Here is a 24,212-nt window from a genome sequence, read left to right as displayed (position 1 = left end):
CGGACGATAACGCAGCAGAAAAGCCAGCCAAATGTTGCCCGAAGGGTTCGTCTGGCAAGCCCTTGCGCTTACTTTCTGTCATAAGAGCCGCTCGTCATTTGAGTAGAATAACGACACATCATTCCTCGTTTCGCGAGCACCGTGCTTGCAAGAACGAACAAAATCTAATCTCGAAACGTCAACACGCCCTAAAAGTCGGTAATTAACTCGCCTTTGCCTTTGGCGGATATTTAGGGGCAAACAAGCCGAGCTGCCGCGCCTTGGCCACATAAGCCATAATGTCCATTTTGGCGATTTCATCTAACATATCAATATGTTCAATTACATAATAAATCGGCTGCATAATATCGATACGATAAGGTGTACGCAGCACATCTAATAGATCAAACGGCTTACGTTCAGGCACTTTGCTTTCCATGGCATACAAGGTTTCGCCAGGTGAGCTCAAGATGCCGCCACCATAAATACACAGTTCGCCATCTTGAGGCTTAAGTAAACCAAACTCCACGGTAAACCAATAAAGACGAGCTAAAAACACTCGGTCTTCCTTGCTCGCATTTAATCCTAACTGGCCATACATATGGGAAAAATGGGCAAAGGATGGATTAGTCAACAAAGGACAATGGCCAAAAATCTCATGGAAAATATCCGGCTCTTGTAAATAATCAAACTCTTCCTTACGACGGATAAAGGTCGCAACGGGGAATTCCTTGTTGGCCAATAGCTCAAAGAATCGACCAAAGGAAATTAAGGCTGGCACAGCGGCGGTTTTCCAGCCCGTGGTGGCCATTAACACCTTATCAATCTCGGCCAATTGTGGAATTCGATCCTTTGGCATAGCTAAGGCATCAAGCCCCTGCAGATATTCCTTACAAGCACGCCCCGGCAAATTCACCGCTTGGCGAGCATACAATTGGCTCCAAATGTCATGTTCTTCCTGCGGGTAATGGATATACCCTGAATCATCGGCACTTCTGGCAACATAGGGGGCGATGTGGACGGTATCTTTAGTCATAAAATTCACTTCATGGCTGACGCTAATACCTCCATAGTGATCTAAGCCTCGATTTTTGTTAACTCCCTCACAGTTTATTGTCCGCCCCAAAATGTGACGCAAACGTAAAGCAAATATTACAAGGCGTTTAAAACCCCTAATGGATACAAATTGAATCTGATTGAGACGGGTAGCAAACCTTGACACTGCTACACAAAAATGACGACGATAGACAGATAATATGCAGAAAAACCGACAAATTTCGGTGTTTGTAAATGGCTTTTCTGTGCAGGTCATTTACAATATTGCCCAATAATCGCCTCTCCTTAATCTGAAGGTTCGCAATGAAACAACATCAAATTCGTAAAGCCGTTATTCCTGTCGCCGGACTTGGCACTCGTATGCTTCCTGCGACTAAAGCTATCCCTAAGGAAATGCTACCCGTTGTTGATAAGCCATTGATCCAATATGTCGTTAGTGAAGCCATCGCTGCGGGTATCAAAGAAATTGTGCTCGTGACCCACGCCAGTAAAAACTCCATCGAAAACCATTTCGACACCAGTTTTGAATTAGAGGCGCAACTAGAGCGCCGCGTGAAACGTCAATTGCTCGAAGCCGTGCAATCCATTTGCCCGAAAGACGTGACTGTGATCAGCGTGCGCCAATCCCAAGCTAAAGGCTTAGGTCATGCGATTTTATGCGCTAAATCCGTGGTAGGTGATGCACCTTTTGCCGTATTACTGCCAGATGTGATTATCGATGAGGCCAGTTGCGACTTAAAAACCGACAACCTTGCTGCGATGGTAAATCTTTATGATGAAACCCAGGTGGGTCAAATCATGGTTGAAGGCGTGCCACATCATTTAGTAAACCAATACGGTATTGCGGATGTGAATGGTCACGATCTGCAACCGGGTGAGTCAGAGCCATTAGTGGAACTGGTTGAAAAACCACCGGTTGATGAAGCACCATCTAACTTAGCTGTTGTTGGCCGTTACGTGTTACCAGCGGCAATTTGGCCATTGCTCGCCAAAACACCAGCAGGCGCAGGGGATGAAATCCAATTAACCGACGCGATTGCGATGTTAATGAAGGAAGAAACGGTAAACGCCTACTACATGCAGGGTAAGAGTCATGACTGCGGTAACAAGCAAGGCTATATGCGCGCTAACGTGGAATACGCGCTGCGCCACAGCGAAATCGGTGAAGATTTTGCCCACTACTTAAAAACAGTTGTAAAGGGAATTAAATAATGACGATTTTAGTGACCGGAGGCGCCGGTTATATTGGCACTCATACCGTAGTGGAATTACTCAATGCGGGAAGCGAAGTGATTGTATTAGACAACCTATCTAATTCAAGTATCGAAGCCCTAAACCGTGTTGAGCGCATTACTGGTAAATCGGTCACATTTTACCAAGGTGATATTCTCAATAAGGCTCTGTTACAGAAAGTCTTTAGCGACCATAGTATCGATGCCGTTATCCATTTTGCTGGATTAAAAGCGGTAGGCGAATCTGTTGCTAAGCCACTCAAGTATTATGAGAATAACGTGACTGGCACCTTAATACTTTGCCAAGTGATGGCCGAGTTTAAGGTAAAAAATCTCGTCTTTAGTTCTTCTGCAACGGTATATGGCGATCCTGCTAGCCTGCCTATCACTGAAGATTTTCCTACGGGCGCAACCAACCCTTACGGTCAATCTAAGTTGATGGTTGAGCATATACTGGCAGATTTACACCATAGTGACCCAAGTTGGAATATTGCTCGTTTACGCTACTTCAACCCAGTTGGCGCCCATGCCAGTGGGTTGATTGGCGAAGATCCTAACGATATTCCCAATAACCTGATGCCGTTTATCGCGCAGGTTGCCGTTGGTAAACGCGAGGCCCTCAGTGTGTTTGGTAATGATTATCCAACCCACGATGGTACGGGTGTGCGCGACTATATCCATGTAGTAGATTTGGCGATTGGTCACCTTAAAGCGCTCGAAAAGCTTGCTACCCAACCAGGGCTTGTCACCTACAATCTAGGGACAGGACAAGGTTACAGTGTGCTGGATATGGTTAAAGCCTTCGAAAAGGCCTGTGGTAAGTCGATTGCGTATCAAATTGCTCCACGCCGCCCAGGTGATATTGCTGCCTGTTACGCAAATCCAGATCATGCAAAAACCGATCTGGGCTGGGAGGCAACTCATAGTCTTGAGGATATGGCAAATAGCAGCTGGCATTGGCAATCAATCAATCCCAATGGTTATAAAAGCTAATCATCTAAATGGCTTGTGGTAATTCCCAAGCCATTTTTCTTCTCGGTTAATAAAAATTGTTATTCATTAAACACCTATGTCAGAAAGCATCAATCACAGTCGCCGTAGTCTCTTTAGCCGCCGAAAATCCTTGGTGATTAGGCCGCCTTGGGTGCGCAAGGGAGTGGAGTTTACCGATGTGTGTACTCGGTGTTCTGCCTGTATTACTGCCTGTGAAACCAAGATTATCTATAAAGGTGATGGCGGCTTCCCAGAAGTCTCGTTTAAGGACAATGAGTGCACTTTTTGTACTCAGTGTGCCACCATCTGCCCTGAAGAAAAGCTATTTGATCTGAGCCAAACGCCATGGCTACACCAAGCGATAATTCAAGATAACTGCTTAACCTTTCAAGGCATTTGGTGCCAAAGTTGTAAGGATGCCTGTGAGCCCCGCGCCATTGGTTTTATCCTAAGTGTGGGTCAAGCGCCTATACCAAAAATTGACACCAGCCTATGCACTGGTTGCGGCGCCTGTGTTGCACCCTGCCCAAGTCAAGCGATTAGTATTAAGCAACCAGAATAACCATCAAGCAATTCACACTGCAGAACTGGGTTTCCCTTTGCTTTTACGTTACTATTTCAATCCCAATGCTATTTCAATCCCAATGTATTAGGTCTTACATCACCATGTTCGGTAAAAAGTTCTTGTTTACCCGCAAATCGTCCCCCACTTTGAGCTTTATTGCCGAAGGCACTAAGCTAACAGGTAATATCGAATTTACGAGTGATGTATTGATTGGTGGAGCTATTCAAGGGCAAATCCTGTCGCAGGCAAACATTATTGTTGAGCAAACGGGCCATCTTCACTGCGAGGTAAAATGTCGAGAATTGATTATCGATGGCTATTTTAAAGGTCGTTTGATTTGCGAGCGCTTAGTTATCCAAGCTCATGGGATTGTTGACGGTGATGTAGCTTGTACCTCCATGCAAATCAATGAGGGTGGCCAGTTTATTGGCTTAAGGATCAAAGAGGATCGCCAGACAATCCATGCCCATAGCCTCCCCAGTACAACAGCGATTAACACCTTAATATCGCAGGGGCAAGAAAACTAATTTTTTACCAATACAAATCAATCAATGGTCCTATTTTTCTGCACCAAATACTGTTCAATCCGTTGCCTTAAGAGCTTAATAAACTCTCGAGGGTCCCGATCTAAACTGTCATGGGGAATATAAAGATGATAACCAAGGTGAGTGTTGAGCATCACGCAGCGATGGCCAAACATCGCCAACACACCTCGGTAACGGTCGCCATCAATCACCAAAGGACTAAATTCCGCACCAAGATAAGTCTCTAAGGTCGCTAAGTCTTCCAGCTGTGATGCGGCGGTAACCAGTAACGGCCGTTGCTCAGTCAATAATCCCGCCGCAAGCCGTAATGAAATATTATCAAGTATCGGATTTAACTGTTTGAGCTTAATACCAATATAGGAAAGCTCAATAGTCTCAACACCCTGAGTCACCCGTGGGATGTCAACCCGCTGAATATTATCCCAGTTTATCGACACTTTGCCGCGGCGATGAAAATAAGTCAGCCCCAGCTCATCCATAGTCAATGTGGTGTCAGGCTCATAAACCTTTGCAAGGCCCAAGATCAAGGCAATTGCACCTAAGCTGAAAAACACTAAGCCCACGGCAAATAGCTCAGGAAACATCACAAACAAGCCAAAACCCAAAACAAAGGCACTACCGCCCACAATGGTTAAGGTTAAGCCATTACGTTTAGAGAGCGGGCGAACCGAGACAATATCTGACTCTAAGGCCATATTTTTATTCCTGTTTTATCCAAAGCCATAAACGACCAATGTATTCATGTAACGCACGTTGCGAGGCTAATAAGTTATCTGCAGTAAAGCGCAAGTAAAAATCGTCTCTGGCCCTAAAATCCGTCGGCGCTGCGCTCGCGATTAATCCTTTACCACTAAAAATCGCCATCGCCCGTGGCATATGTGAGGCCGACGTCACTAAACGAACAGATTGATTGCCAAAGTGATCCTTAAAGTATTGCGCTTCTTCAAGGGTGTCACGCGCGAGCGGAAATTGAATAATGCGTGATGCATCAACGCCAAGTTCTGCTGCAGCCTTGGCCATCACTTCGGCGTGGGGATGTTTGGTTAGCTCACCGCCCCAACCGCTGACGACCAAAGTACAATCTTGACCTAACTTAAGCTGCCGCAGTCCTTCTGTTAGTCTCGCTAAAGCGACCGCCGATAAGGATTGCACCGCCGTAGCGTCTTCTATATCCGAGTGAGCCGAGCCGAGCACCATCACCACGCACTGACCAGTGATGGAGCTTGCATTGATGGGATATTGGGTCTCAAGCGGCTTGACTAAATAATCGACACTAAGTTGGCTACTTAATAACAGTAGAAGAGTAAAAGCGCTGGCAATCGCCCATTTTGCTAGCCGCGGTCTGCGCCAAATAATCAAGGAAAATAGCAATAATAATAGGATAAATGGAATAGGCATGATTGCCTGAGAGACTGCTTTTTTAACCCAAAACATGCGCTAGCGCCCAATAATCCAAAGGAGCGCAATCATAACATCAAAAGAAAACAAAACGCATCGCGTAGGCGATGCGTTTTAAGGGAAAGATTGCCTTATTTTTCCCATAACCACGCAGCGCCACGCACGCCGGAAGAGCAGCCATAAAGATTCTGCACAACTGGTGTTCGGCATTCGCGCCCTACAACATAATGGCTTAATAATGCAGGTAATCTTGGGTAAATAGCCTCAACATTTGACATGCCACCACCTAACACAATCGCATCAGGGTCAAGTAGATTAATCACATGGGCCAGTGAGCGCGCAAGCCTATCCACATAGCGATCAAAGGCTGCTAAGGCAATCTCATCGCCCCCATCGACTAAGGTCATGATCTCTGAACCGGATTTAGCGGGTACACGTTGGACGTTTGCTGCGCGACTGAGCGCCTCATTGTAATCTCGGACAAAGCCAGTACCAGAAATAAAGGTTTCGATACAATCAGGATTACCGCAAAAACAACGGGTGGTATTAAACTCCTCCTTGGTCATCCATGGCAATGGATTATGCCCCCACTCACCACCGATACCATTGCCACCAGCGTGTACTTTACCGTTAATAGCAACCCCTGCACCGCAGCCAGTGCCAATAATGACGCCAAACACGACCGACTTACCCGCTGCAGCACCATCGACGGCTTCAGATACCGCAAAGCAGTTGGCATCATTGGCAACACGCACTTCACGGCCTAAGAGCTCCCCTAAATGCACATCAAGGGGTTGTCCATTGATCCAAGTTGAATTGGCATTTTTCACCAGTCCAGAATAGGGGGAAATCACACCAGGGATCCCTACCCCCACTGAGCCTTTTTCACCTAAGGTCGCTTCAGCCTCATTGACTAAATCGACGATCGCCTTAAGCGTGCCCTGATAATCCCGAGGGGTATTGATACGCTTACGAAAAACTTCATTTCCTTCGTCATTTAAGGCGACGAGTTCAATTTTTGTGCCGCCTAAATCGATGCCCATGCGTATCATGAATGACCTTCTCCGCTATTGTTTTACCAAGGAGTCCGCGCAGACTCACTTGTGATTGCTCGTTATTTTGCCCAGCCAGGCGCTGTGGCAATAAAATAAGGGTTTAATATGTCAGGTTTTTGATTGTAGGTTAAGGGTAAACCTGAGTCATAACACACGACTTTACCGCCTGCGCTTTCAAGTACCGCCTGCGCTGCCGCGGTGTCCCATTCGCTGGTAGGCCCCAATCTTGGATAGAGATCGGCTTTCCCTTCTGCCAACATACAAAACTTCAGCGAGCTTCCCACGCTTAGCATTTCATGTTGACCAATATTGTTCAAATAATCAGCCACATCTGGGCTTAAGTGCGAACGACTGCCCACCACTATCGGCACCTGTCTTGGTATCTTGCAGCCCTGAAGAGGCTGCTCTTGCTGTCCATCCTGTCGCCACGCACCTAAGTGTTTCGCCCCATAATAAGTCGTGTTCAACACTGGAGCATAAACCACACCCGCGATAGCTTCGCCTCGATGAATAAGCGCAATATTGACGGTAAACTCACCATTTCGCTTAATAAATTCCTTCGTGCCATCTAAGGGGTCGATAAGCCAGTAGGTCTGCCATTGCTTACGTTCATCCCAGCTAATATCGGCAGCTTCTTCTGACATCACAGCAATGCCTGCAAATTGCTCAGCTAATTGACTGACAATCACCCTATGAGCCGCAAGATCGGCAGCAGTGACAGGACTCTCATCACTCTTTTGTGTAACAGCAATATGCTCTTGCGCGTAAATCGCCATAATGGCATCACCTGCCGCATGGGCTATATTCACTAGCCGCAACAAGTCCGCTTTAGAAAAATGCAGTGCAATCGTGGTGATATCGGTCACTTAGTCGTCCTTTATTCAATCAGCTTTGCGGCATTATGCCATTGGCAGCTATTGAGAATTAAGAACAAATTCGTCATACATCAAGCAAAATTGACTAAGCGGGCTTAAACACCAAAGCTTAAGTCCTAAGCAACAGGCGTTAATTTTAAATAAGTCGAGTCTAAGCCAAGCAAGATACGCTGAAAAGAGTCATTCCCTAGGTTGCATTCGTATTCACCGCCTTGAAAATAAACCACATAGGATTGGAATACTGGCAAAGGCAATCCGCTTGCCTGTGAGCAGCACTGAGCTGCATCGGTTTAGGGTTTTGCACCTTGTGTTATAAGGGCGTTAAGCATGCAGTTAAGTTGCACTCGCCAATTCTGCCAAACTTCAGGACATTGCATAGCCGCAAGATTATCCTTCCCTAGCGTCTGTCGCAGTTTATCGCTATTCAGCACGCTGTAACTCGGCCTTTGTGCCAGTACATTGCCTTTCTCAAGCACTTTGGCGGCATAACTGAGGCTATCGATAGCAACAACAGGCACGGCTTTATCTAATAACTTAAGAGCCAACGCTTGCTGCTGAATTTCAACAGCAAATTCATACCAACTGCATTGCCCCTGTCCTGCGTAATGAAATAGCCCCGCCTCACCCGATAGCATCAGTTGCCAGATAAGCGACGCGAGGGCATCAACCCACGTAGGTGAGCCGATTTGATCGTTTATCACTGAGAGCGGCTGACCATCGGACGTGGCGGTCATCAACCGGAGCATGGTTTTCACAAAATTATGCCCATCGACACCGTACAGCCATGCGGTACGAATAACAATCGCGCGCTCACCCAAGATACGCAGCACCGCCTGCTCTCCGGCGAGCTTACTCTTGCCATAAACGGATAATGGCGAAGGTGTCACGGTTTCACTTAAGGCATTGGCCTCAACGCCCGCAAGCAAACCGCTAAACACATAATCACTTGAAATATGCACTAACCGCGCGCCCGTGAGCGCACACTCGGTTGCCAATAATTCTGGGCCGAGGCTATTGACGCGATAAGCCTCATCCACCGCCATCTCAGCCTTGTCGACCGCATTATAGGCCGCGCAGTTAATCACCCAGTCGGGTTTCACCTGCGCAAACACCTCAGCGACAGTGTATTTATCGCTGATATCTAACGCAGCATGCGTAAGCGGATGGAGATTAAATGCTAATCCACCATTGAGATGCGTTCGGATTAATGCTTTCGCCAGTTGGCTGTGCGCGCCAGTTAAGAGCACTGTTGGTCGCAAGGGATTGACATCCTGCATTGATTTACTCACGCACCTCAAAATGCTTCATCGCGAAAGAGCGGTATAAAATCAGCAACAGTTTGATGCCCCCGCAGAGTCAAAAAGTCTAACAGCGCCATGGGCGAGCGATTAAGCAGCTTATCCTTTGGATAATCAACCGCATTGATAATGCTTAAGGCGCGATCAAATCCACCAAGGCTAAATGCCACATGGGAATCAGACCCCATGACTAAGGTTGCACCTAACGCTTTCGCCGCCTTGGCTATCGCGGTGCAGTTGGCTTCACTGCCCTTGCGAGACACTTCAAAGGAGGAATTATTAATTTCAAGTGCAACCCCATATTGGGCGGCAGCGGTGACGACAGCTTCAATATCAATGGGATATGCGGGGTTTCCTGGGTGAGTAATAATATCGACCTTGCCACTTTTAATGGCATTAATCATCGCCTCGGTATGGGTTGCCTTATCCGAGGGCGCAAACACAGGTTCATGGAATCCCGCCAAGACGATATCGAGGTGAGACAGATAATCGCCAAAGTAATCGATTTCACCGTCGCGATTTTTAATATTGGCTTCAATGCCGCGTAAAATCCCGACACCATCGACCATGCGCGGCAATACCCGTAAATTAACGAAATGCCAAAAATGCGGCGCATCCGCCATGGCAGGGCCATGATCTGTCGTCGCAAACAGGCGGATCCCCTTTTGTTTTGCCACCGCAAGATAATCATGGATAGTGCTATAGGCATGGGAGGATGCCACGGTATGGGTATGGGTATCGACTGGGTACTGCATGGGTCACCTCTGTCTTTTAACTCGCATTTTAAAAAGAATTTTTAAACATCAATCTGTTAACGCTCGGCTTGTACATAGAGTCGCCAAGTCAACGACCACAGGCGGTGATATACAACAATGCCTTAGTGGAATAAAGAGAGCAGTTCATCGGCGCTACCTTGCCACGCGCAATTGCCCTTACCTTCAAGAATACTATCGGCTAAACCTTGTTTATGCTGCTGCATCTCTTGGATTTTTTCTTCCACCGTCCCCTCGGCGATAAGCTTGTAGACAAACACCGGATTTTCTTGGCCAATACGGTGTGCTCTGTCAGTGGCTTGCCTTTCGGCCGCAGGATTCCACCAAGGATCATAATGGATAACCGTATCGGCAGCGGTCAAATTAAGCCCGGTTCCGCCCGCCTTTAAACTAATTAAAAACACTGGCGTATCGCCATCTTGGAATTTATCAATCTGTACCTGACGCAGTCGAGTTTGCCCCGTCAATTTGCTGTAGTCGATATCTAAGGATTGCAGTAATTCTTCAATCAAAATCAGCATGCTAGTAAATTGGCTGAAGATTAAAATCTTGCGTCCTTCCTGGACCATTTCCGGCAAGTTTTGGCTAAGCCAGTTAAGCTTGGCGTTATTTTTAACCTTTTGAGCCTGCTCCAGTTTGACCAATCTTGGGTCGCAGCAGGCTTGGCGCAATTTAAGCAGCGCGTCTAAAAACTCAATATGACTCCCAGCAACCCCTTGAGTAGCAAATAATTCCCGAATTTTTTTCTCCATACTTAAGCGAATACTCTCATACAGATTGCGTTGGTCTTTCTCAAGCTCAAGGGTTTGATAAATTTCGGTTTTAGGCGGAAGCTCAGTCACTACCTCCGTCTTAGTTCGTCTGAGTACAAAGGGCGCGATGCGTTGACTTAACACTTTTGCCTGCTCGCTATCGCCGTAACGCTCAATCCGATTGCGAAACTCCTTATTAAAATAAGCCGTTGTCCCAAGGAGTCCCGGCAAACAAAAATCCATTAAGGATTTGAGTTCACCTAAATGATTTTCAAGGGGCGTCCCCGTAAGGCAGAGTTTAAATGGCGCCTGCAGTGCTTTAATCATCTGACTGACTTTAGCTTGAGCATTTTTAATTTGCTGTGCTTCATCGAGCACGATGTGCTCAAAAGCTTGTGCCTGGTAAAAATCGTTATCCCTCACCATTAACGGATAGGTAGTAACAACCACATCAAACTCACTTAACCGTGCCAAAAGCGGCCCACGCTGTGCGCCATGGATCACCGCCAGTGTTAACGAAGGCGCAAATTTTGCGGCCTCCTTTGCCCAGTTCCCAACCAAACTGGTGGGGCAGATAATTAAACTGGGTAGATGAGGGGCTGCCGCTGACTTAAGCTGTTTTTGCTTCAACAGGAATGCCAAAGTTTGAATGGTTTTACCCAATCCCATATCGTCAGCTAAAATGCCACCTAGCTGATATTCCTTTAAAAAACATAACCAATTTAAGCCCTGTTGCTGATAGGGACGCAGTTCTGCCTGTAATTGGGTTGGCGCAGTAACCGCAACAACACCAGTAAATTGTTCTAATTTGGCCGCAAGTTGGCGCACCGGCTCACCATTAAGCAAGCTGATATCGCTCTGGGCCAACTCATTGAGTAACTGCGCCCGATATTTAGGTAAGGCGATACTGTTGCCGCGGTGCTGTTCAAACAGCTCTAAAATAATGCTCATCAAGGGTTTGATAACACTGGCTTTAATTTTAAGCCACTCACCGTTTGGGCTAGGTAGCAATAGCTCTGCATCATCGGCGGGCTCACCATGTTGTTTAAGCCAAGTGGCCACCAGCGGCAACATGGGTAGGCGCTGACCATTGATATCCGCATGCAAAGACAGGGAAAACCAGCCCTCTTTACTGTCATCCAGCTCAACGGTTAACGCCGTGTCGACAACCTTAAGGCTAAACTCTGGCGCAAATAACACCTCAACACCTTGGGCTTGTAATCTTGGCACGTCTTCCTCAATAAAGTGCAGCCACTCCCGAATCCCATCGGGCAATGCCCCTAAACGCCAGTTGGAGGCTAAACAGCTAAGATCGAATATAAAGCGACTAAATCCAAGTGTATGTAGAGTTTCAACCGCTGCTTGCTCTTCGTCCAGCGCACGGTTAATTTGATAGGTCGTTCCGCCTTGGGTAACAAGGGTTAAGGCTTCTTTAGCAGCATTACCACTCAACACAACATCACCGTAGATAAATTCCAAGGTCAAATAGGGCTGGCTGATAGTTATAGCTTGAGCATGCGACGTTGTTGTCTTGAGTTGGGTCGTATTAGGCAGGATCGTATTAGGCAGAGTAGCATTGGCCTGAGTCGATGCCGCCGTAAGCATATTCAGGCTCAACCGAAGCCGTAGTTTATCCCTCAGTTCGACAAAATTGATAGCGCTTGGCAACGGCACTGTACGCGCCGAAAAATGTTTAATCAGTTTATGACTCACCACCTCAACCAGTGAGCGAGGCACGGGCGGCATTTGGCTGAGTAGACGCAATTTTTCAATACTGATATCGGTGTCGATAAGACCAATTTGAAAGTAATCGAGTTCGATATAATACGCAGGCTCGGTTGGCACAAGCTCCCAGTTCTCTCGCTTAGGCAAAACAAGGCGCATTTGCTTGTGCTCACTATCAATATCTTGCCAACTAAACTGCGACGTAATGGCATCACCCGCGGTCAATGCGAGGCGACTTTCCTCCCAAAAACAGCGCTCGGTCGCGAGCATTTTCTCGAGCGCAACCGCACCTAACTGCGCTTTAAGATAGAGCCGCGAAGCGCCATGGCGCCTCGTGGACATAATCAGGTTGATGATCAGCACATCCTCTGCACCAATCCATGCGGGCATATAATATTGCACATCCGAGAGCGCAATTTTGGAGCCCTTGTTATAACCGCCCTTCTTGCCAAGCTTGCCGCGTCTTAGCTCGATAAAAACCCCGTTATTATCCTTTGACAGGATATACAGCACCCGATCATCGTAGAGAGATTCAACATCGTTCAAACGAGGATCATCAGCATCATCGAGCAGATGTAACCATTGGGCGATACGTTGATCCTCAACCGTTTTATCAGTAAGCAGGCTATAAAGCACCGCAGCCATATGCTTGCAATGTCCCGTTGCGGGACAGGAGCAAAAACCGTTCATGATGAGCTTATGATTGACGCTGACCAGACGTATATCCTGACGATAGGGCGAGGTTTCACTGCCCGCTACCGAGCCTTCAATATGGCGAAAATCGGCATTGGCTTTTGCACTTAACACCCTCCCCTGCATCACATAATCACGGGCACGCATCAACGTCGGCGGTGTGAATAAAGACTCAATAGCCGTTTGAGTCAATTGAATGGGCTCTTGGGGGGAAAAGCGATTCATCAGCAAAACCTTGAAACTCAAAAATACCTCAACAGACAATAAACCATAATTGTCAAAGGCATTTATCAACGTGTAAGGGGGAATTGTATTGAAACAAGATGGGGAAAGCCAGAAAGCTAGGGCGTGTTAACGTTTCGAGATTAGATTTTGTTCGTTCGGGCAAGTTAGGACTCGCAAAACGAGATAACAACCCCGCAGGGAATTCCTGCGGGGTTGTTCAAACTAAAATAGCGCTATCTTAAGCTTGGCTGCGCTTATCCGCGATATAACGGTCAACCAATTTTTCTAAAATATCTAAGGGAACAGCACCATTTTTGAGTACCACATCATGAAAATCCCGCAAGTCAAACTTATCCCCAAGGGCTTTTTTGGCTTTTTCCCGCAGTTCGAGGATCTTCATCATCCCCACCTTATAGGCCGTAGCTTGGCCGGGCATCACAATATAACGCTCAATTTCAGCCGTCACATCGCGGTCTGACATTCCGGTATTTTTCTTCATATAGTCAATGGCTTGTTCCCGCGTCCAACGGCTATGGTGAATACCCGTATCAACAACGAGGCGCACTGCTCTAAACAATTCCGCCTGCAAGCGACCAATATTATCAAAGGGATCTTGCTGGAAACCGAGTTCCCAAGCTAAACGCTCACTATAGAGTGCCCAGCCTTCAATGTAAGCGGTAAAAGGCGCCATCTTGCGAATAAGCGGTTGCCCTTCAAGCTCCATCGCGACAGCAACCTGAAAATGATGTCCAGGGATCCCCTCATGGTAGGCTAGTGTGCGCATACCATATTTAGGCGTTGCTTTAATATCAAAGAGGTTGGCATAAAAACGTCCAGGGCGGCTGCCGTCAATCGCCGGTTGCTGATAATAAGCACCTGGAGCCGTTTTCTCTTTAAATTCAGGAATACGCACCACTTCCATTCCCGCCTTTGGACGGATACGAAATGCGTTGTCGAGTCCTGCATTGATCTCGTCGAGGATTTTTTGGTAATCGACTAAGATCTGCGCTCTGCCAGCAGCTGAGTCTTCATAGTAAAATTTAGGATCGGCGGCCAAGGCCTCAATCGCTACCGAAAATCCTTGGCTTGTATCGTACCCTTGTGCTGACAAGATGGTCATGATTTCACCTTGGATACGGCTCACCTCGGCCAAGCCTTTAGCATGGATCTCATCGGCGGTGTAATTTGTCGTAGTAAAGAACTTCAACAGCTGTTCATAGGCGACATTCCCATTAGGCAAAGCCCAATAACCATCATCCGTGCCTGCTTTAGTCTGTAACTCAGTAAAATAATCAATGAAGAGTCGATACGCTGGCTGTACGTAAGCTTCAATATTGGTTTTTGCGGTGGCAAGCAAACGCGCCTGTTCATCGCTGCTAATCTGAGTTTCTGCTAATTTGGTTTTAAAGGAGCTGTAGAGAATATTGTCTTCAACTGGCGCACTGATAAAGTCATTCATTTCAGTAAGCACCCGCTCAATCACAAACTTAGGCGGAATAATGCCCTTAGTTTCTCGAAGTTTGAGCCCTTCTAAGGTTTGTCCAAACTTAGTCTTCACCGCAATTAAGCGCGAGAGGTAATTTTCAGCATCATCCACCGAATGGATTTGATGCTGCGCCTGCATAAAGCTTGGGTAACCATTTTGCACACCAAACAGCTGATTCACAGGATAGTTGTGGTAGCGGTATGGTTCAGCTGCCAGAGCGAAATCTGCCAGATACAGTGCAATATCCTTCGAAATACGCTGATTATTATCTAATTCGGCGTTTTGATAACTCAGTAATGTGTCCCGTAAGGCACGGACTTGAGTAAAGGTTTTGTCCATGGCCTCAGGGCTATTATCATCCAGCAGGGCGTTATGCCCCGTGATCCCAACCGATTCTAAAAATCCTAAGGACGTTAACGTCTCAGGACTTTCAAAGGCCATTTTTACAACACTTCTATCTAAAAATGCGCGAAAGAAAAAAGGCTTTTTCGCAAACCATTCATGGGCGGCTAGCGCCATCAACAATAGCACTAGGGCTAAAGTGCCAAGTCCAATTCGTTTTAATACCGTTTTCAATCTTTACGCTCCACTGGTCATTATTCTCAAATGGGAGAACATCCCGAATGGAAACAATATCACCAACACATTTTAGCAACAAATTAATAACCAAATAAAAAGTAACAAATGATTAAGCACCCGGTCTCATCAATTCACGCTATTTATTCTCCAATTGAGACCTGCCGAAAAATTATTTTCACCTCATCATTTATGTATGTAAAAAACCTATCCTTATGAATAATTGAGATAAAAATATTTATTTTTCAATAATTCTTTTGAAACAGCCAATTAAAAATACCCTTATCCAAAATAAAGCTATACAAAAAGTGGAAGTATGCTATTCTGCGTCTTGGCCTGTGAGTCAGACCTATTTATAAGCAATATTATGTTTTTGAAAACCTTCGCTGCACCCGGTAATTTTTTACTGTCATGAAGCTTTCCACTCATAACTTATCATCAATGTAAATAATTCTATTTCTGGCTAAGTTTCCGCATTATTGCGAATTATTTTTTTGAAAAATTTGGAGACATTCATGTCTAAAACTACTGGCGTAGTAAAATGGTTTAACGAAGACAAAGGTTTTGGTTTTATTTCCCCTGATAACGGTGGCGCTGACGCATTCGTTCACTTCCGCGCAATCGTATCTGATGGCTTTAAAACCCTTGCTGAAGGTCAAAAGGTTTCTTACGAAGTCGAACAAGGCCAAAAAGGCCCTCAAGCTGCGAACGTAGTTGTTCTGTAATTAAACTCCCGCAAGGGATTTGATTGACAACAAGTTCACAGACAAAAATGCCGACTCAGCGTCGGCATTTTTATTTATGTGGTTTATTTAATTGCTTTATATTTTAGTATCACTAACTAGCCCTGCAGTAGTTTCGCTTCCGCTTTTTCTAATCTTCTTGGCTTACCGACGATCAACAGAATATCCCCCGCTCGAAAAACCCAATCAGATGCAGGATGTTCAATTTCCTGACCACTGCGTCGTATCGCCCTCAGTTCTACCCGCAGCAACTCCCAATCGATATCCGCTACCTGCTTACCAACAGCGTCTGCGCCGCGGTGTAACAGCACGGCATGCAAGGACTCTAAGGTGAAATCCGTCTCGGTGCCCGAAAAAAAACCATGTAAAAACTGATAATGATTGCGCCGCTCTGACTCCAAACGTTTAAGGATCCGCGCCAATGGTACACCACACTGATGCAGCACCTGCGAAACTAACATCAAACTTCCCTCTAAGGTTTCAGGAATGACTTGGTTAGCCCCCGCCTTTTGCAACAGTTCTAGCTCGCTGTCATCACGGGTTCGGACCAAAATGTTAGCTTCGGGCGCCAATTGTCGACACAGCGATAAAGCTTCTTCGACACTACGGGACTCACAAAAGGTGATGACAATCATTTTCGCACGCTTAATGCCAATTTGTTTTAGAATGGCCCGCTTACACACATCGCCAAAGTAAATCGGCTCCCCCGCACGGCGCGCCTCATAAACCCTTGTGGGATCAAGATCGAGCACCAAATAAGGCACGGCTTCAGTCTTTAAAAAACGTGCAATGGTTTGCCCTACGCGTCCATATCCTAAAATCACAACCAAATCATGGTCGTCGGTTATCACGGGAACAACATCCTCCACATGTCCAGACTGGCGGATCCCCAATAGCCACTTTGCAATATCCATACAGTGGCGGACCAACCAAGGGGCGATACTCATCGATAATATCGCCACCATCACCAGCATAGTACTGGTCTCATTACTCAATAGCCCATAACTTACGGCAAGGGCGAGCACTACAAAACTAAACTCCCCCACCTGCGCCAAGCTTAAGGCTGTGCTAATCGCAATCCGAAAGGGCTCGCCCACCAAACGTAATAGTCCGTGGATGATAAGTGCCTTGCCGAACACAACAGCGAGCAGGATTAATAAAATTTGCCACCAAAACTGAATCACAAGCGCAAAATCCAGCATCATGCCGATAGAGATAAAAAACAACCCCATTAACAAATCACGAAAGGGACGGATATCCGCCTCTAGCTGGCGACGATATTGACTCTCACCGAGTAACATCCCCGCCATAAATGCGCCCAAGGCCATCGATAATCCTAACCACTGAGTAAATGCCCCCGTCACCAAGGCAACGACCAGCGTCGAAAGTACAAAGAGTTCATTCGAGCGCGACCTTGCGACCTCATCAAAAAGCCTTGGTAAAGCCCACTTGCCCAAAGCCATCAAGAAAAAGAAGGCAAGAATGCCCTTAAGCAAGGCCCACGCTATGGACGCCAAAACCAAGGGCTCATCACTCTGCCCAAGTAATGGCAGCAAAATCAGCAGCGGGACAACGGCTAAATCTTGGAATAACAGCACACTAACTGAAAGTTCACCATGGCGACGCCTGAGCCAATCTAATTCATTGAGTAACTTAAGGACAATCGCGGTGGATGAGAGTGCTATTGCTGCACCGATGACAAGGGATTCACGCCAATTCAACCCACAGGCTAACGCCACCAGCATAGCCAACACTGTGCTAACGAGCACCTGTGCGCTACCTAAACCAAATACGGTTCTGCGCATCGCCCATAGGCGCGGCACCGAAAACTCTAGTCCTAAAGTGAACATCAACAGCACCACCCCAAGTTCGGCGACGGACTGCATTTGCTGCTGAGTGAACCAATGAAAGCCACTCGGCCCACTGAGTACACCGGTTAACAAATACGCCAAAATAGCAGGCAAACCGATGCGCCGAAGTAGGGCAATCGCGATGATGGCAATGACTAACATCAACAGAATTTGGATCAAGAAACCATGTTCCATAGATGCACTATCTCCTGTCAAATTACTGGCATGTTAAAAAATAAACCGCAGAGCTTTAAGCTTAACTGAGTGACATATAAAGACAAATTTAATTAGTAAATATTCCGGCACACATATTGCTTAAACAAGGTAACAATTTTTATCACCATTTAATTTGCTGGGGTAATCATCATGGACTTTGGCTTAGTGACCACGTTATATCCAGATGAATATAACTATCAAACCGACGCATACAGCCCGACATCCTCTCCAGTGGATCTCGTGCAAGTGATCCAGCAACTTCACGCCACTTTAGACCCACGGACAGTCTTTGCCTGCTACGGCAAAGTGCTGGGACAACATCTGCCTATTCAAGGTGTTCGTCTGCAATCTGAGCAATATAAATTAAGCTGGGGCAAACGTTATGGCATTAGCCTTAAACGGCAGATCATTTGTGGCGGTACACCACTGACATTGCAGTATCAACTGTTAACGCCGCTGACACCATCACAGAGTCTCTGCTTGCAAGAAATCGAGCCACTGTTGTTACAGCCATTACTGAATGCTATGCAGTACCAAGAAATGTCCATGCAAGCGATGTTTGATGCGTTAACTGGGCTAGGCAATCGCCACTATTACTCACAAAGTCTTAAAAATGCGGTGGCTAGGGCACAAAGAAAACAGGGCAACGTTTCGCTTATCGTGTTGGATTTAGATAATTTTAAAAAGCTAAATGATAAATATGGTCACAAGTGTGGGGATTATATTCTGAAGGAGTTTGGTGACATTATCCGTAGCAGCATCCGCAGTACCGATCAGGCTTTTCGGATTGGTGGGGACGAATTTGTGGTGATAGTCCAAGGGAATATTCATGCCGCAGGATTACTGTGCGAACGTATCGTATCTGCCACTAACACCCATGCCAGTTTTCATCAGTTTGGTGTGAGCTGCAGCTTAGGTGCTGCAGAAGCGAGTGAAACAATGGAAGCTGAACAACTTTATGAACAGGCGGATAAAACCTTGTATCAAGCCAAAGCGTCTGGTCGAAATTGCTACAAGCTAAGCCAAACTCAACTGTCTTAATCGTGCATGGATGCTCTTTTTTGGCAAAACATATCTAATAGCATTAAACCTCGATAGAGACAAAAACATCGCCACTTATGGCTTAGCAATTAAATAACTTAATCCCAGTTCATCTCCTTGGACGCAAAATGCCTTTTCAACCCAAAGTCCAAAGGCCATCACCAGTTTATCGTTGTAGAACACGAATCCCACATCAGCACGTAACCAAGGCGGCACTGCGCATTCCTGCCATAACTTTTTCAGCTCACGTCCCTTATCACGAAAATGTGGCTGACACCGAAACTGCCCCGGCAATCCATAACCTAGACTCACCACTTCATCCACTTTGGGTAAACGCAGCCTAGTGCCATGCTGCACCAACGCCAATGGTGGGATGGGTTGCACAGTGATTGGCTGGGATAGTCTTAAAAACGCCAGTAAATGTTGATGCAGGTTCAGATCGGTTATCTGATAAATGGCAGGTGTTCTTTCCCGACAATCCTCTCGCCCAGCCATATTATCAGTGAAACTCTTCGTTACATTATCGACATAGAGTCTGCCAGCAAAGCGGCGAAGTACACAGTCACCAATCTGGATCTGCACTTTGGCATCGTCTTTTGCATACATTAACTGCTGCAGGATTTGCTGTAGCTGTATATAGGAAGGCAAACCAAACCCTTGGGACTCAATAAAGCCCCGCAGCAGTATCCCTTGCCATTCAATCGGTTGCGCAGCCAATTCAGTCAGCTTGAGTACAGTTTGCTCAGTAACAGCCGCCTTAGCTAACAGCTTAGGTAAACGCTCACTTACCTCAGTTTCTACTATGGCTTGCTGCTCGGCACAAAGCTGGGCACTGCGGCTGGCGGTGGTGGCAATACTTGGCCAGCGCGCTTTTAGGCGTGGAATAATCTCAAGACGAAGAAAGTTACGATCGTACTTATCATCTTGATTACTCTCATCTTCGATATGCACTAGCTGTCGCGTTTGAGCGAAAGCTTCAATCGTCTCGCGGCTAATATCGAGCAAAGGACGCACTTGTAAGCACGATCCTTTGCCTGCTAATGAGAGTGGCTGAATGTGCCCCATGGCGGCTAATCCTTTTGGACCTTGACCACGTTTGAGAGCGAGTAGAATGGTCTCAAGTTGATCATCCTCGTGGTGGGCGGTCAACAACACATCCTGTGGATTAAGATGCGCTAAAATCGCCTGATAACGCGCTTTTCGTGCCTCGGCCTCGACACTCACCCGAGGACCAAGCACAAGCTGCACCCGTTCTACCGTCACAGGTAAACCATAAATGGCGGCGCGAGTTTTGCAATGCTTGGCCCAATTATCGGCATTAGGGCTCAAGCCATGGTGTACATAAATCAATTGATAGCGTAAATCCGGACGCTGTTTAGCATATTCACTTAAGCCGCAGGCGAGCACTTCGGAATCAACTCCGCCACTGTAAGCGAGGACTAACTTGCTGCCTGCTTGGAGAGACAAGCTATCTAACCATCGCGCTATATGTACACTTAAATCCTGCGCAGCCATACCCTTCCCCACTAAAAAACCTAATTAGATCGACTTAAGGTTGATATTGACTATGGAAATACAATCCGCACTTTATGGGGGCCAAGTAAACTTTCCAAGGCAAAGACCAGCTCATCACTTGGATTAACTCGCCAGGCTTCAGCCAATCTAAACTGCCCCTTGGCCTGAGCTTGACTGTAGTTAATCAGTACTGGCACAGCGCCATTACGCCATGGACTTATTGCCTGCTCGATGCTATCGAGCATAGTCGGAGTCAACTGCGATGCCTCTAAATCAATCTCCAATGCACTGGCAAAGTGGCTACGCGCCTCACTGATATCGATAATATTGCGCGCCGTCATCCGGTTACCACCGGCAAAATCATCGAAACTCACTTCACCTTCGCAGATAAGGATCCGATCCTTTTCAAGCAGGTGATTAAACTTCTCAAAGGCTTCGGTAAATAGCATCACCTCAAGCCGTGCGCTCTTGTCATCTAAGGTCAGCAAGCCCATTTTCGAGCCGCGTTTGGTGAGCATCACGCGGGTTGCCACCACTAACCCCGCCGCCTTCACGGTTTTACCGCGATCAGTTGGATGCACATCCTTGAGCCGACCAGAAGTATAATGCTTAAGCTCTTTAAGATATTGATTAATGGGGTGACCTGTTAAATACAAGCCTAAGGTTTCGCGCTCACCTTCGAGCCAAATTTTATCCGGCCACGGAGTACATTCAACAAACTGCTGCTTGCTGTCCTCGGGATCGCTATTTAGCAGACCAAACATATCGTGCTGGCCAATGGCCTCGGCCTTAGCGTGCTGATCTGCGGCGCTAATAGCCTCAGGCAAGGTTGCTATCATCGAAGCGCGGTGTGGCCCAAGCGCATCTAAGGCGCCGGCGCAAATAAGCTTTTCAATCACCCGCTTGTTAAGCTTTTTAAGATCAATACGGGCACAAAAGTCGAATAAATCTTTAAAGGGACCATCTTTACGCGCCTCTAAAATCGACTCAACCGGCCCCTCACCCACGCCCTTGATGGCGCCGATGCCGTAAACGATACGTAGATCATCATCGACGGTAAATTTAAATAAGCCCTTATTCACATCCGGCGGAATAATGGTGAGTCCCATCCGCTCACACTCATCCACTAAGGTCACAATTTTATCGGTGTTATCCATATCGGCCGACATTACCGCAGCCATAAATTGCGAAGGATAATGGGTCTTCAACCACAGGGTTTGATAGGAAACTAACGCATAGGCTGCGGAGTGGGATTTGTTAAAACCGTAACCAGCGAACTTTTCCACGAGGTCGAAGATTTTCATCGACAGCTCACCGTCGACACCGTTTTTAATCGCGCCCTCTTTAAAAATACTCCGCTGCTTAGCCATCTCCTCAGGTTTTTTCTTACCCATAGCACGGCGCAGCATGTCAGCACCGCCCAAGGTATAACCCGATAACACCTGTGCAATCTGCATCACCTGCTCTTGATACAAAATAATGCCGTAGGTGGGCGAGAGTAGTTCCTTTAAGGATTCATGCTGGTATTGGGAATCGGGGTAAGACACCTCTTCACGGCCATGCTTACGCTCGATAAAGTTATCCACCATGCCCGATTGCAGCGGCCCTGGGCGGAAAAGTGCCACCAGAGCGATCATATCTTCGAAACAGTCAGGCTGCAGGCGTTTAATCAAGTCCTTCATGCCGCGGGATTCGAGCTGGAATACCGCGGTGGTTTCATAACGTTGTAGCAAGCGGAACGACGCAGGGTCATCTAGGGGAATCGCCTCAATCCGCACCGGTGGACGGCCATTTTTAACCTCCACCTTGTTGATCATATCCAGTGCCCAGTCGACAATGGTGAGCGTTCTTAACCCTAAGAAGTCGAATTTTACTAACCCTGCAGTTTCCACATCGTTTTTATCAAACTGAGTGACGGGGTTTTTACCTTCAGCATCACAATACAGCGGCGAAAAGTCGGTGATCTTGGTGGGTGCAATCACCACGCCCCCCGCGTGTTTACCCGCGTTTCGGGTGACGCCCTCAAGTTTACGACACATGTCGATAAGATCTTTGACATCCTCATCGGCATCGTAGGATTCCTGCAGCGCAGGCTCCACTTCAAAGGCTTTGGCCAGTGTCATCCCAGGCTCTGGTGGGATAAGCTTTGAAATACGATCCACAAAGCCGTAGGGATGACCGAGCACCCGGCCCACGTCACGGATAACCGCTTTTGCCGCCATCGTTCCGAAGGTGATAATTTGCGATACCGCTTCACGGCCGTAGAGTTCGGCCACGTGATCAATCACCTCATCGCGTCTGTCCATACAGAAGTCGACGTCAAAATCGGGCATCGACACCCGCTCTGGGTTCAAGAAACGTTCGAACAGCAGGTCGAATTCGAGTGGGTCTAAGTCGGTAATTTTAAGGGCGTAGGCGACAAGCGATCCTGCACCCGAACCACGGCCCGGGCCGACAGGAATACCATTGTCCTTGCCCCACTGGATAAACTCCATCACGATCAAGAAGTAACCAGGAAAGCCCATCTGGTTAATCACCTTGAGCTCCACATCGAGACGCTCATCATATTCACCGCGGCGCTCGGCGCGCACAGCCGGATCGGGGAATAAAAATGCTAAACGTTCTTCAAGCCCCTTTTTCGAGCAATCAACCAGAAAATCTTCAATCGACATGTCGCCGGTAGGGAAATTGGGTAAAAAGTATTCGTTTAAACGAATGGTGACGTTACAGCGTTTAGCAATTTCAACGGTATTGGCAAGGGCTGCGGGAATATCGGCAAACAGCTCGCACATTTCATCTTCACTGCGAAGGTACTGCTGTTCACTGTACTTTTTAGGACGGCGCGGATCAGCAAGCGTAAAACCATCATGAATAGCGACCCGGATTTCATGGGCCTCAAAGTCCTCAGGCTTTAAAAACACCACCTGATTGGTGGCTACCACCGGAATGCCCTTTTCCTGCGCTAATCCCACCGCCATATGCAGGTAACGTTCCTCATCGGGGCGCCCCGTGCGCAATAATTCGAGGAAATAACGTCCTTCGAAATACTGCTGATAAAACTCGCATAACGACTCGACTTGGGTATTGTTGCCTTTTAACAGCGCTTTACCTATGTCCCCTTCTTTGCCGCCAGACAGTAGCAAAATGCCTGGGTTGTAAGTGATCAACCACTCTTGGTCAATCACTACACGCCCTTGAACTTGACCACGTAAATAGGCTTGGCTGATGATTTGAGTGAGGTTTTGATAGCCTTCATTATCCATTGCGATAATGGTGACAGCACAAAATTCATCCTCAAAGCCTGGCACTTGCATCCAAAAGTCCGCGCCAATAATCGGTTTGATCCCCGCACCGTGGCAACCGCCGTAAAACTTGACTAAACCACAGAGGTTGTTTTGATCCGTCAAAGCCACCGCCGCCATTCCTTTCGCTTCAACTTGAGCAAGGATCGGCTTGACCTTAGCCACACCATCGGACATAGAAAAGTCACTGTGGACACGCAGATGCACAAAACGAGGATCGGACATAGTTAGAATTATCTTTGAATAGCAGGTTAACAATCACTAAAAAGCAGACTAACAAAGTCACCGCCCTTGGGCTAGTGACTTTGCACTCAAGCTG

The 24,212-nt window shown here is 47.0% G+C and carries 18 protein-coding genes; 6 read left to right on the top strand and 12 right to left on the bottom strand.

The genetic code is table 11. The features are described 5' to 3' along the window. Nucleotides 1-202 precede the first annotated feature (202 nt). On the bottom strand, nt 203-1,015 hold the full coding sequence (phhA, locus tag H9J30_RS07675) for a phenylalanine 4-monooxygenase (RefSeq protein WP_240130478.1): 813 nt from the start codon (nt 1,013-1,015) through the stop codon (nt 203-205). A 323-nt stretch (nt 1,016-1,338) separates the two neighbouring features. Between phhA and galU the strand changes: the two genes are divergently transcribed. The 4 genes from galU (at nt 1,339) to H9J30_RS07655 (ending at nt 4,352) form a co-directional block, all read left to right on the top strand. After that, nucleotides 1,339-2,247 (top strand): UTP--glucose-1-phosphate uridylyltransferase GalU, encoded by a 909-nt coding sequence (gene galU, locus H9J30_RS07670; protein ID WP_240130477.1) that lies wholly within the window; start codon nt 1,339-1,341, stop codon nt 2,245-2,247. Then, nucleotides 2,247-3,260, top strand: a complete 1,014-nt coding sequence (galE, locus tag H9J30_RS07665) for a UDP-glucose 4-epimerase GalE (protein ID WP_240130476.1) — start codon at nt 2,247-2,249, stop codon at nt 3,258-3,260. Before galU ends, galE begins: the two co-directional genes overlap by 1 nt. Nucleotides 3,261-3,336: 76 nt before the next feature. Then, the gene (gene napF / locus H9J30_RS07660; protein WP_240130475.1) at nt 3,337-3,822 is read left to right on the top strand and encodes a ferredoxin-type protein NapF; all 486 of its coding nucleotides are present in this window, start codon (nt 3,337-3,339) and stop codon (nt 3,820-3,822) included. 104 nt (nt 3,823-3,926) lie between these two features. Then, complete coding sequence (locus H9J30_RS07655; RefSeq protein WP_240130474.1) at nt 3,927-4,352, top strand: bactofilin family protein; 426 nt, start codon at nt 3,927-3,929, stop codon at nt 4,350-4,352. 17 nt (nt 4,353-4,369) lie between these two features. Here H9J30_RS07655 and H9J30_RS07650 read toward each other — a convergent pair whose 3' ends face one another. The 8 genes from H9J30_RS07650 to H9J30_RS07615 all read right to left on the bottom strand — a co-directional run bounded on the left by H9J30_RS07650 (nt 4,370) and on the right by H9J30_RS07615 (nt 15,226). Beyond that, nucleotides 4,370-5,065, bottom strand: coding sequence for a DUF2982 domain-containing protein (locus H9J30_RS07650; RefSeq protein WP_240130473.1), 696 nt, complete (start codon nt 5,063-5,065; stop codon nt 4,370-4,372). A 4-nt stretch (nt 5,066-5,069) separates the two neighbouring features. Next, the gene (locus H9J30_RS07645) at nt 5,070-5,804 is read right to left on the bottom strand and encodes a YdcF family protein (RefSeq protein ID WP_240130472.1); all 735 of its coding nucleotides are present in this window, start codon (nt 5,802-5,804) and stop codon (nt 5,070-5,072) included. A gap of 95 nt (nt 5,805-5,899) precedes the next feature. Next, nucleotides 5,900-6,820 carry a fructokinase gene (mak, locus tag H9J30_RS07640; RefSeq protein ID WP_240130471.1) on the bottom strand — a complete coding sequence of 307 codons (921 nt, stop codon included), beginning with the start codon at nt 6,818-6,820 and terminating at the stop codon, nt 5,900-5,902. Between the two features lie 62 nt (nt 6,821-6,882). Then, nucleotides 6,883-7,689, bottom strand: a complete 807-nt coding sequence (gene cysQ, locus H9J30_RS07635) for a 3'(2'),5'-bisphosphate nucleotidase CysQ (protein ID WP_240130470.1) — start codon at nt 7,687-7,689, stop codon at nt 6,883-6,885. Nucleotides 7,690-7,988: 299 nt separating this feature from the next. Then, entirely contained in the window at nt 7,989-8,975 is a 987-nt protein-coding gene (gene rfbD, locus H9J30_RS07630; RefSeq protein ID WP_275679563.1) for a dTDP-4-dehydrorhamnose reductase, read from the bottom strand. A 17-nt stretch (nt 8,976-8,992) separates the two neighbouring features. Beyond that, nucleotides 8,993-9,751, bottom strand: coding sequence for a phosphatase (locus H9J30_RS07625; protein WP_240130468.1), 759 nt, complete (start codon nt 9,749-9,751; stop codon nt 8,993-8,995). A 122-nt stretch (nt 9,752-9,873) separates the two neighbouring features. Beyond that, nucleotides 9,874-13,164: a DEAD/DEAH box helicase gene (locus H9J30_RS07620; protein ID WP_240130467.1), complete on the bottom strand. Its 3,291-nt coding sequence runs from the start codon at nt 13,162-13,164 to the stop codon at nt 9,874-9,876. Nucleotides 13,165-13,402: 238 nt separating this feature from the next. Beyond that, a complete protein-coding gene (locus H9J30_RS07615; protein ID WP_240130466.1) occupies nt 13,403-15,226 on the bottom strand; it encodes a DUF885 domain-containing protein in 1,824 nt (607 codons plus the stop codon). A 515-nt stretch (nt 15,227-15,741) separates the two neighbouring features. On the opposite strand from H9J30_RS07615, the gene cspE reads away from it, so the two are divergent. Continuing rightward, the gene (cspE, locus tag H9J30_RS07610) at nt 15,742-15,951 is read left to right on the top strand and encodes a transcription antiterminator/RNA stability regulator CspE (protein WP_011071803.1); all 210 of its coding nucleotides are present in this window, start codon (nt 15,742-15,744) and stop codon (nt 15,949-15,951) included. A gap of 116 nt (nt 15,952-16,067) precedes the next feature. Here the strand turns inward: cspE and H9J30_RS07605 are convergent, their stop codons facing one another. Then, the gene (locus H9J30_RS07605) at nt 16,068-18,014 is read right to left on the bottom strand and encodes a monovalent cation:proton antiporter family protein (RefSeq protein ID WP_240130465.1); all 1,947 of its coding nucleotides are present in this window, start codon (nt 18,012-18,014) and stop codon (nt 16,068-16,070) included. A 171-nt stretch (nt 18,015-18,185) separates the two neighbouring features. Between H9J30_RS07605 and dgcS the strand changes: the two genes are divergently transcribed. Continuing rightward, the gene (gene dgcS, locus H9J30_RS07600; protein ID WP_240130464.1) at nt 18,186-19,076 is read left to right on the top strand and encodes a diguanylate cyclase DgcS; all 891 of its coding nucleotides are present in this window, start codon (nt 18,186-18,188) and stop codon (nt 19,074-19,076) included. A gap of 75 nt (nt 19,077-19,151) precedes the next feature. On the opposite strand, the gene tilS is transcribed toward dgcS, so the two are convergent. Beyond that, the gene (tilS, locus tag H9J30_RS07595) at nt 19,152-20,591 is read right to left on the bottom strand and encodes a tRNA lysidine(34) synthetase TilS (RefSeq protein ID WP_240130631.1); all 1,440 of its coding nucleotides are present in this window, start codon (nt 20,589-20,591) and stop codon (nt 19,152-19,154) included. 50 nt (nt 20,592-20,641) lie between these two features. After that, nucleotides 20,642-24,118 carry a DNA polymerase III subunit alpha gene (gene dnaE, locus H9J30_RS07590; protein ID WP_240130463.1) on the bottom strand — a complete coding sequence of 1,159 codons (3,477 nt, stop codon included), beginning with the start codon at nt 24,116-24,118 and terminating at the stop codon, nt 20,642-20,644. Nucleotides 24,119-24,212 lie beyond the last annotated feature (94 nt).

Source organism: Shewanella cutis (assembly GCF_022410515.1).
GTDB classification, from domain to species: domain Bacteria; phylum Pseudomonadota; class Gammaproteobacteria; order Enterobacterales; family Shewanellaceae; genus Shewanella; species Shewanella cutis.
The sequence above is the reverse complement of the archived record's forward strand: the minus strand, read 5'-3'. Positions and strand labels throughout refer to the sequence as shown.

Coding starts and splice junctions, on each gene's coding strand:
- dgcS (WP_240130464.1), top strand. CDS start 18,186: ATGGACTTTGGCTTAGTGACCACGTTATATCCAGATGAATATAACTAT.
- cspE (WP_011071803.1), top strand. CDS start 15,742: ATGTCTAAAACTACTGGCGTAGTAAAATGGTTTAACGAAGACAAAGGT.
- H9J30_RS07620 (WP_240130467.1), bottom strand. CDS start 13,164: ATGAATCGCTTTTCCCCCCAAGAGCCCATTCAATTGACTCAAACGGCT.
- H9J30_RS07655 (WP_240130474.1), top strand. CDS start 3,927: ATGTTCGGTAAAAAGTTCTTGTTTACCCGCAAATCGTCCCCCACTTTG.
- galE (WP_240130476.1), top strand. CDS start 2,247: ATGACGATTTTAGTGACCGGAGGCGCCGGTTATATTGGCACTCATACC.
- galU (WP_240130477.1), top strand. CDS start 1,339: ATGAAACAACATCAAATTCGTAAAGCCGTTATTCCTGTCGCCGGACTT.
- tilS (WP_240130631.1), bottom strand. CDS start 20,591: ATGGCTGCGCAGGATTTAAGTGTACATATAGCGCGATGGTTAGATAGC.
- mak (WP_240130471.1), bottom strand. CDS start 6,820: ATGATACGCATGGGCATCGATTTAGGCGGCACAAAAATTGAACTCGTC.
- H9J30_RS07650 (WP_240130473.1), bottom strand. CDS start 5,065: ATGGCCTTAGAGTCAGATATTGTCTCGGTTCGCCCGCTCTCTAAACGT.
- dnaE (WP_240130463.1), bottom strand. CDS start 24,118: ATGTCCGATCCTCGTTTTGTGCATCTGCGTGTCCACAGTGACTTTTCT.
- H9J30_RS07625 (WP_240130468.1), bottom strand. CDS start 9,751: ATGCAGTACCCAGTCGATACCCATACCCATACCGTGGCATCCTCCCAT.
- H9J30_RS07605 (WP_240130465.1), bottom strand. CDS start 18,014: ATGGAACATGGTTTCTTGATCCAAATTCTGTTGATGTTAGTCATTGCC.
- H9J30_RS07645 (WP_240130472.1), bottom strand. CDS start 5,804: ATGTTTTGGGTTAAAAAAGCAGTCTCTCAGGCAATCATGCCTATTCCA.
- rfbD (WP_275679563.1), bottom strand. CDS start 8,975: ATGCAGGATGTCAATCCCTTGCGACCAACAGTGCTCTTAACTGGCGCG.
- napF (WP_240130475.1), top strand. CDS start 3,337: ATGTCAGAAAGCATCAATCACAGTCGCCGTAGTCTCTTTAGCCGCCGA.
- phhA (WP_240130478.1), bottom strand. CDS start 1,015: ATGACTAAAGATACCGTCCACATCGCCCCCTATGTTGCCAGAAGTGCC.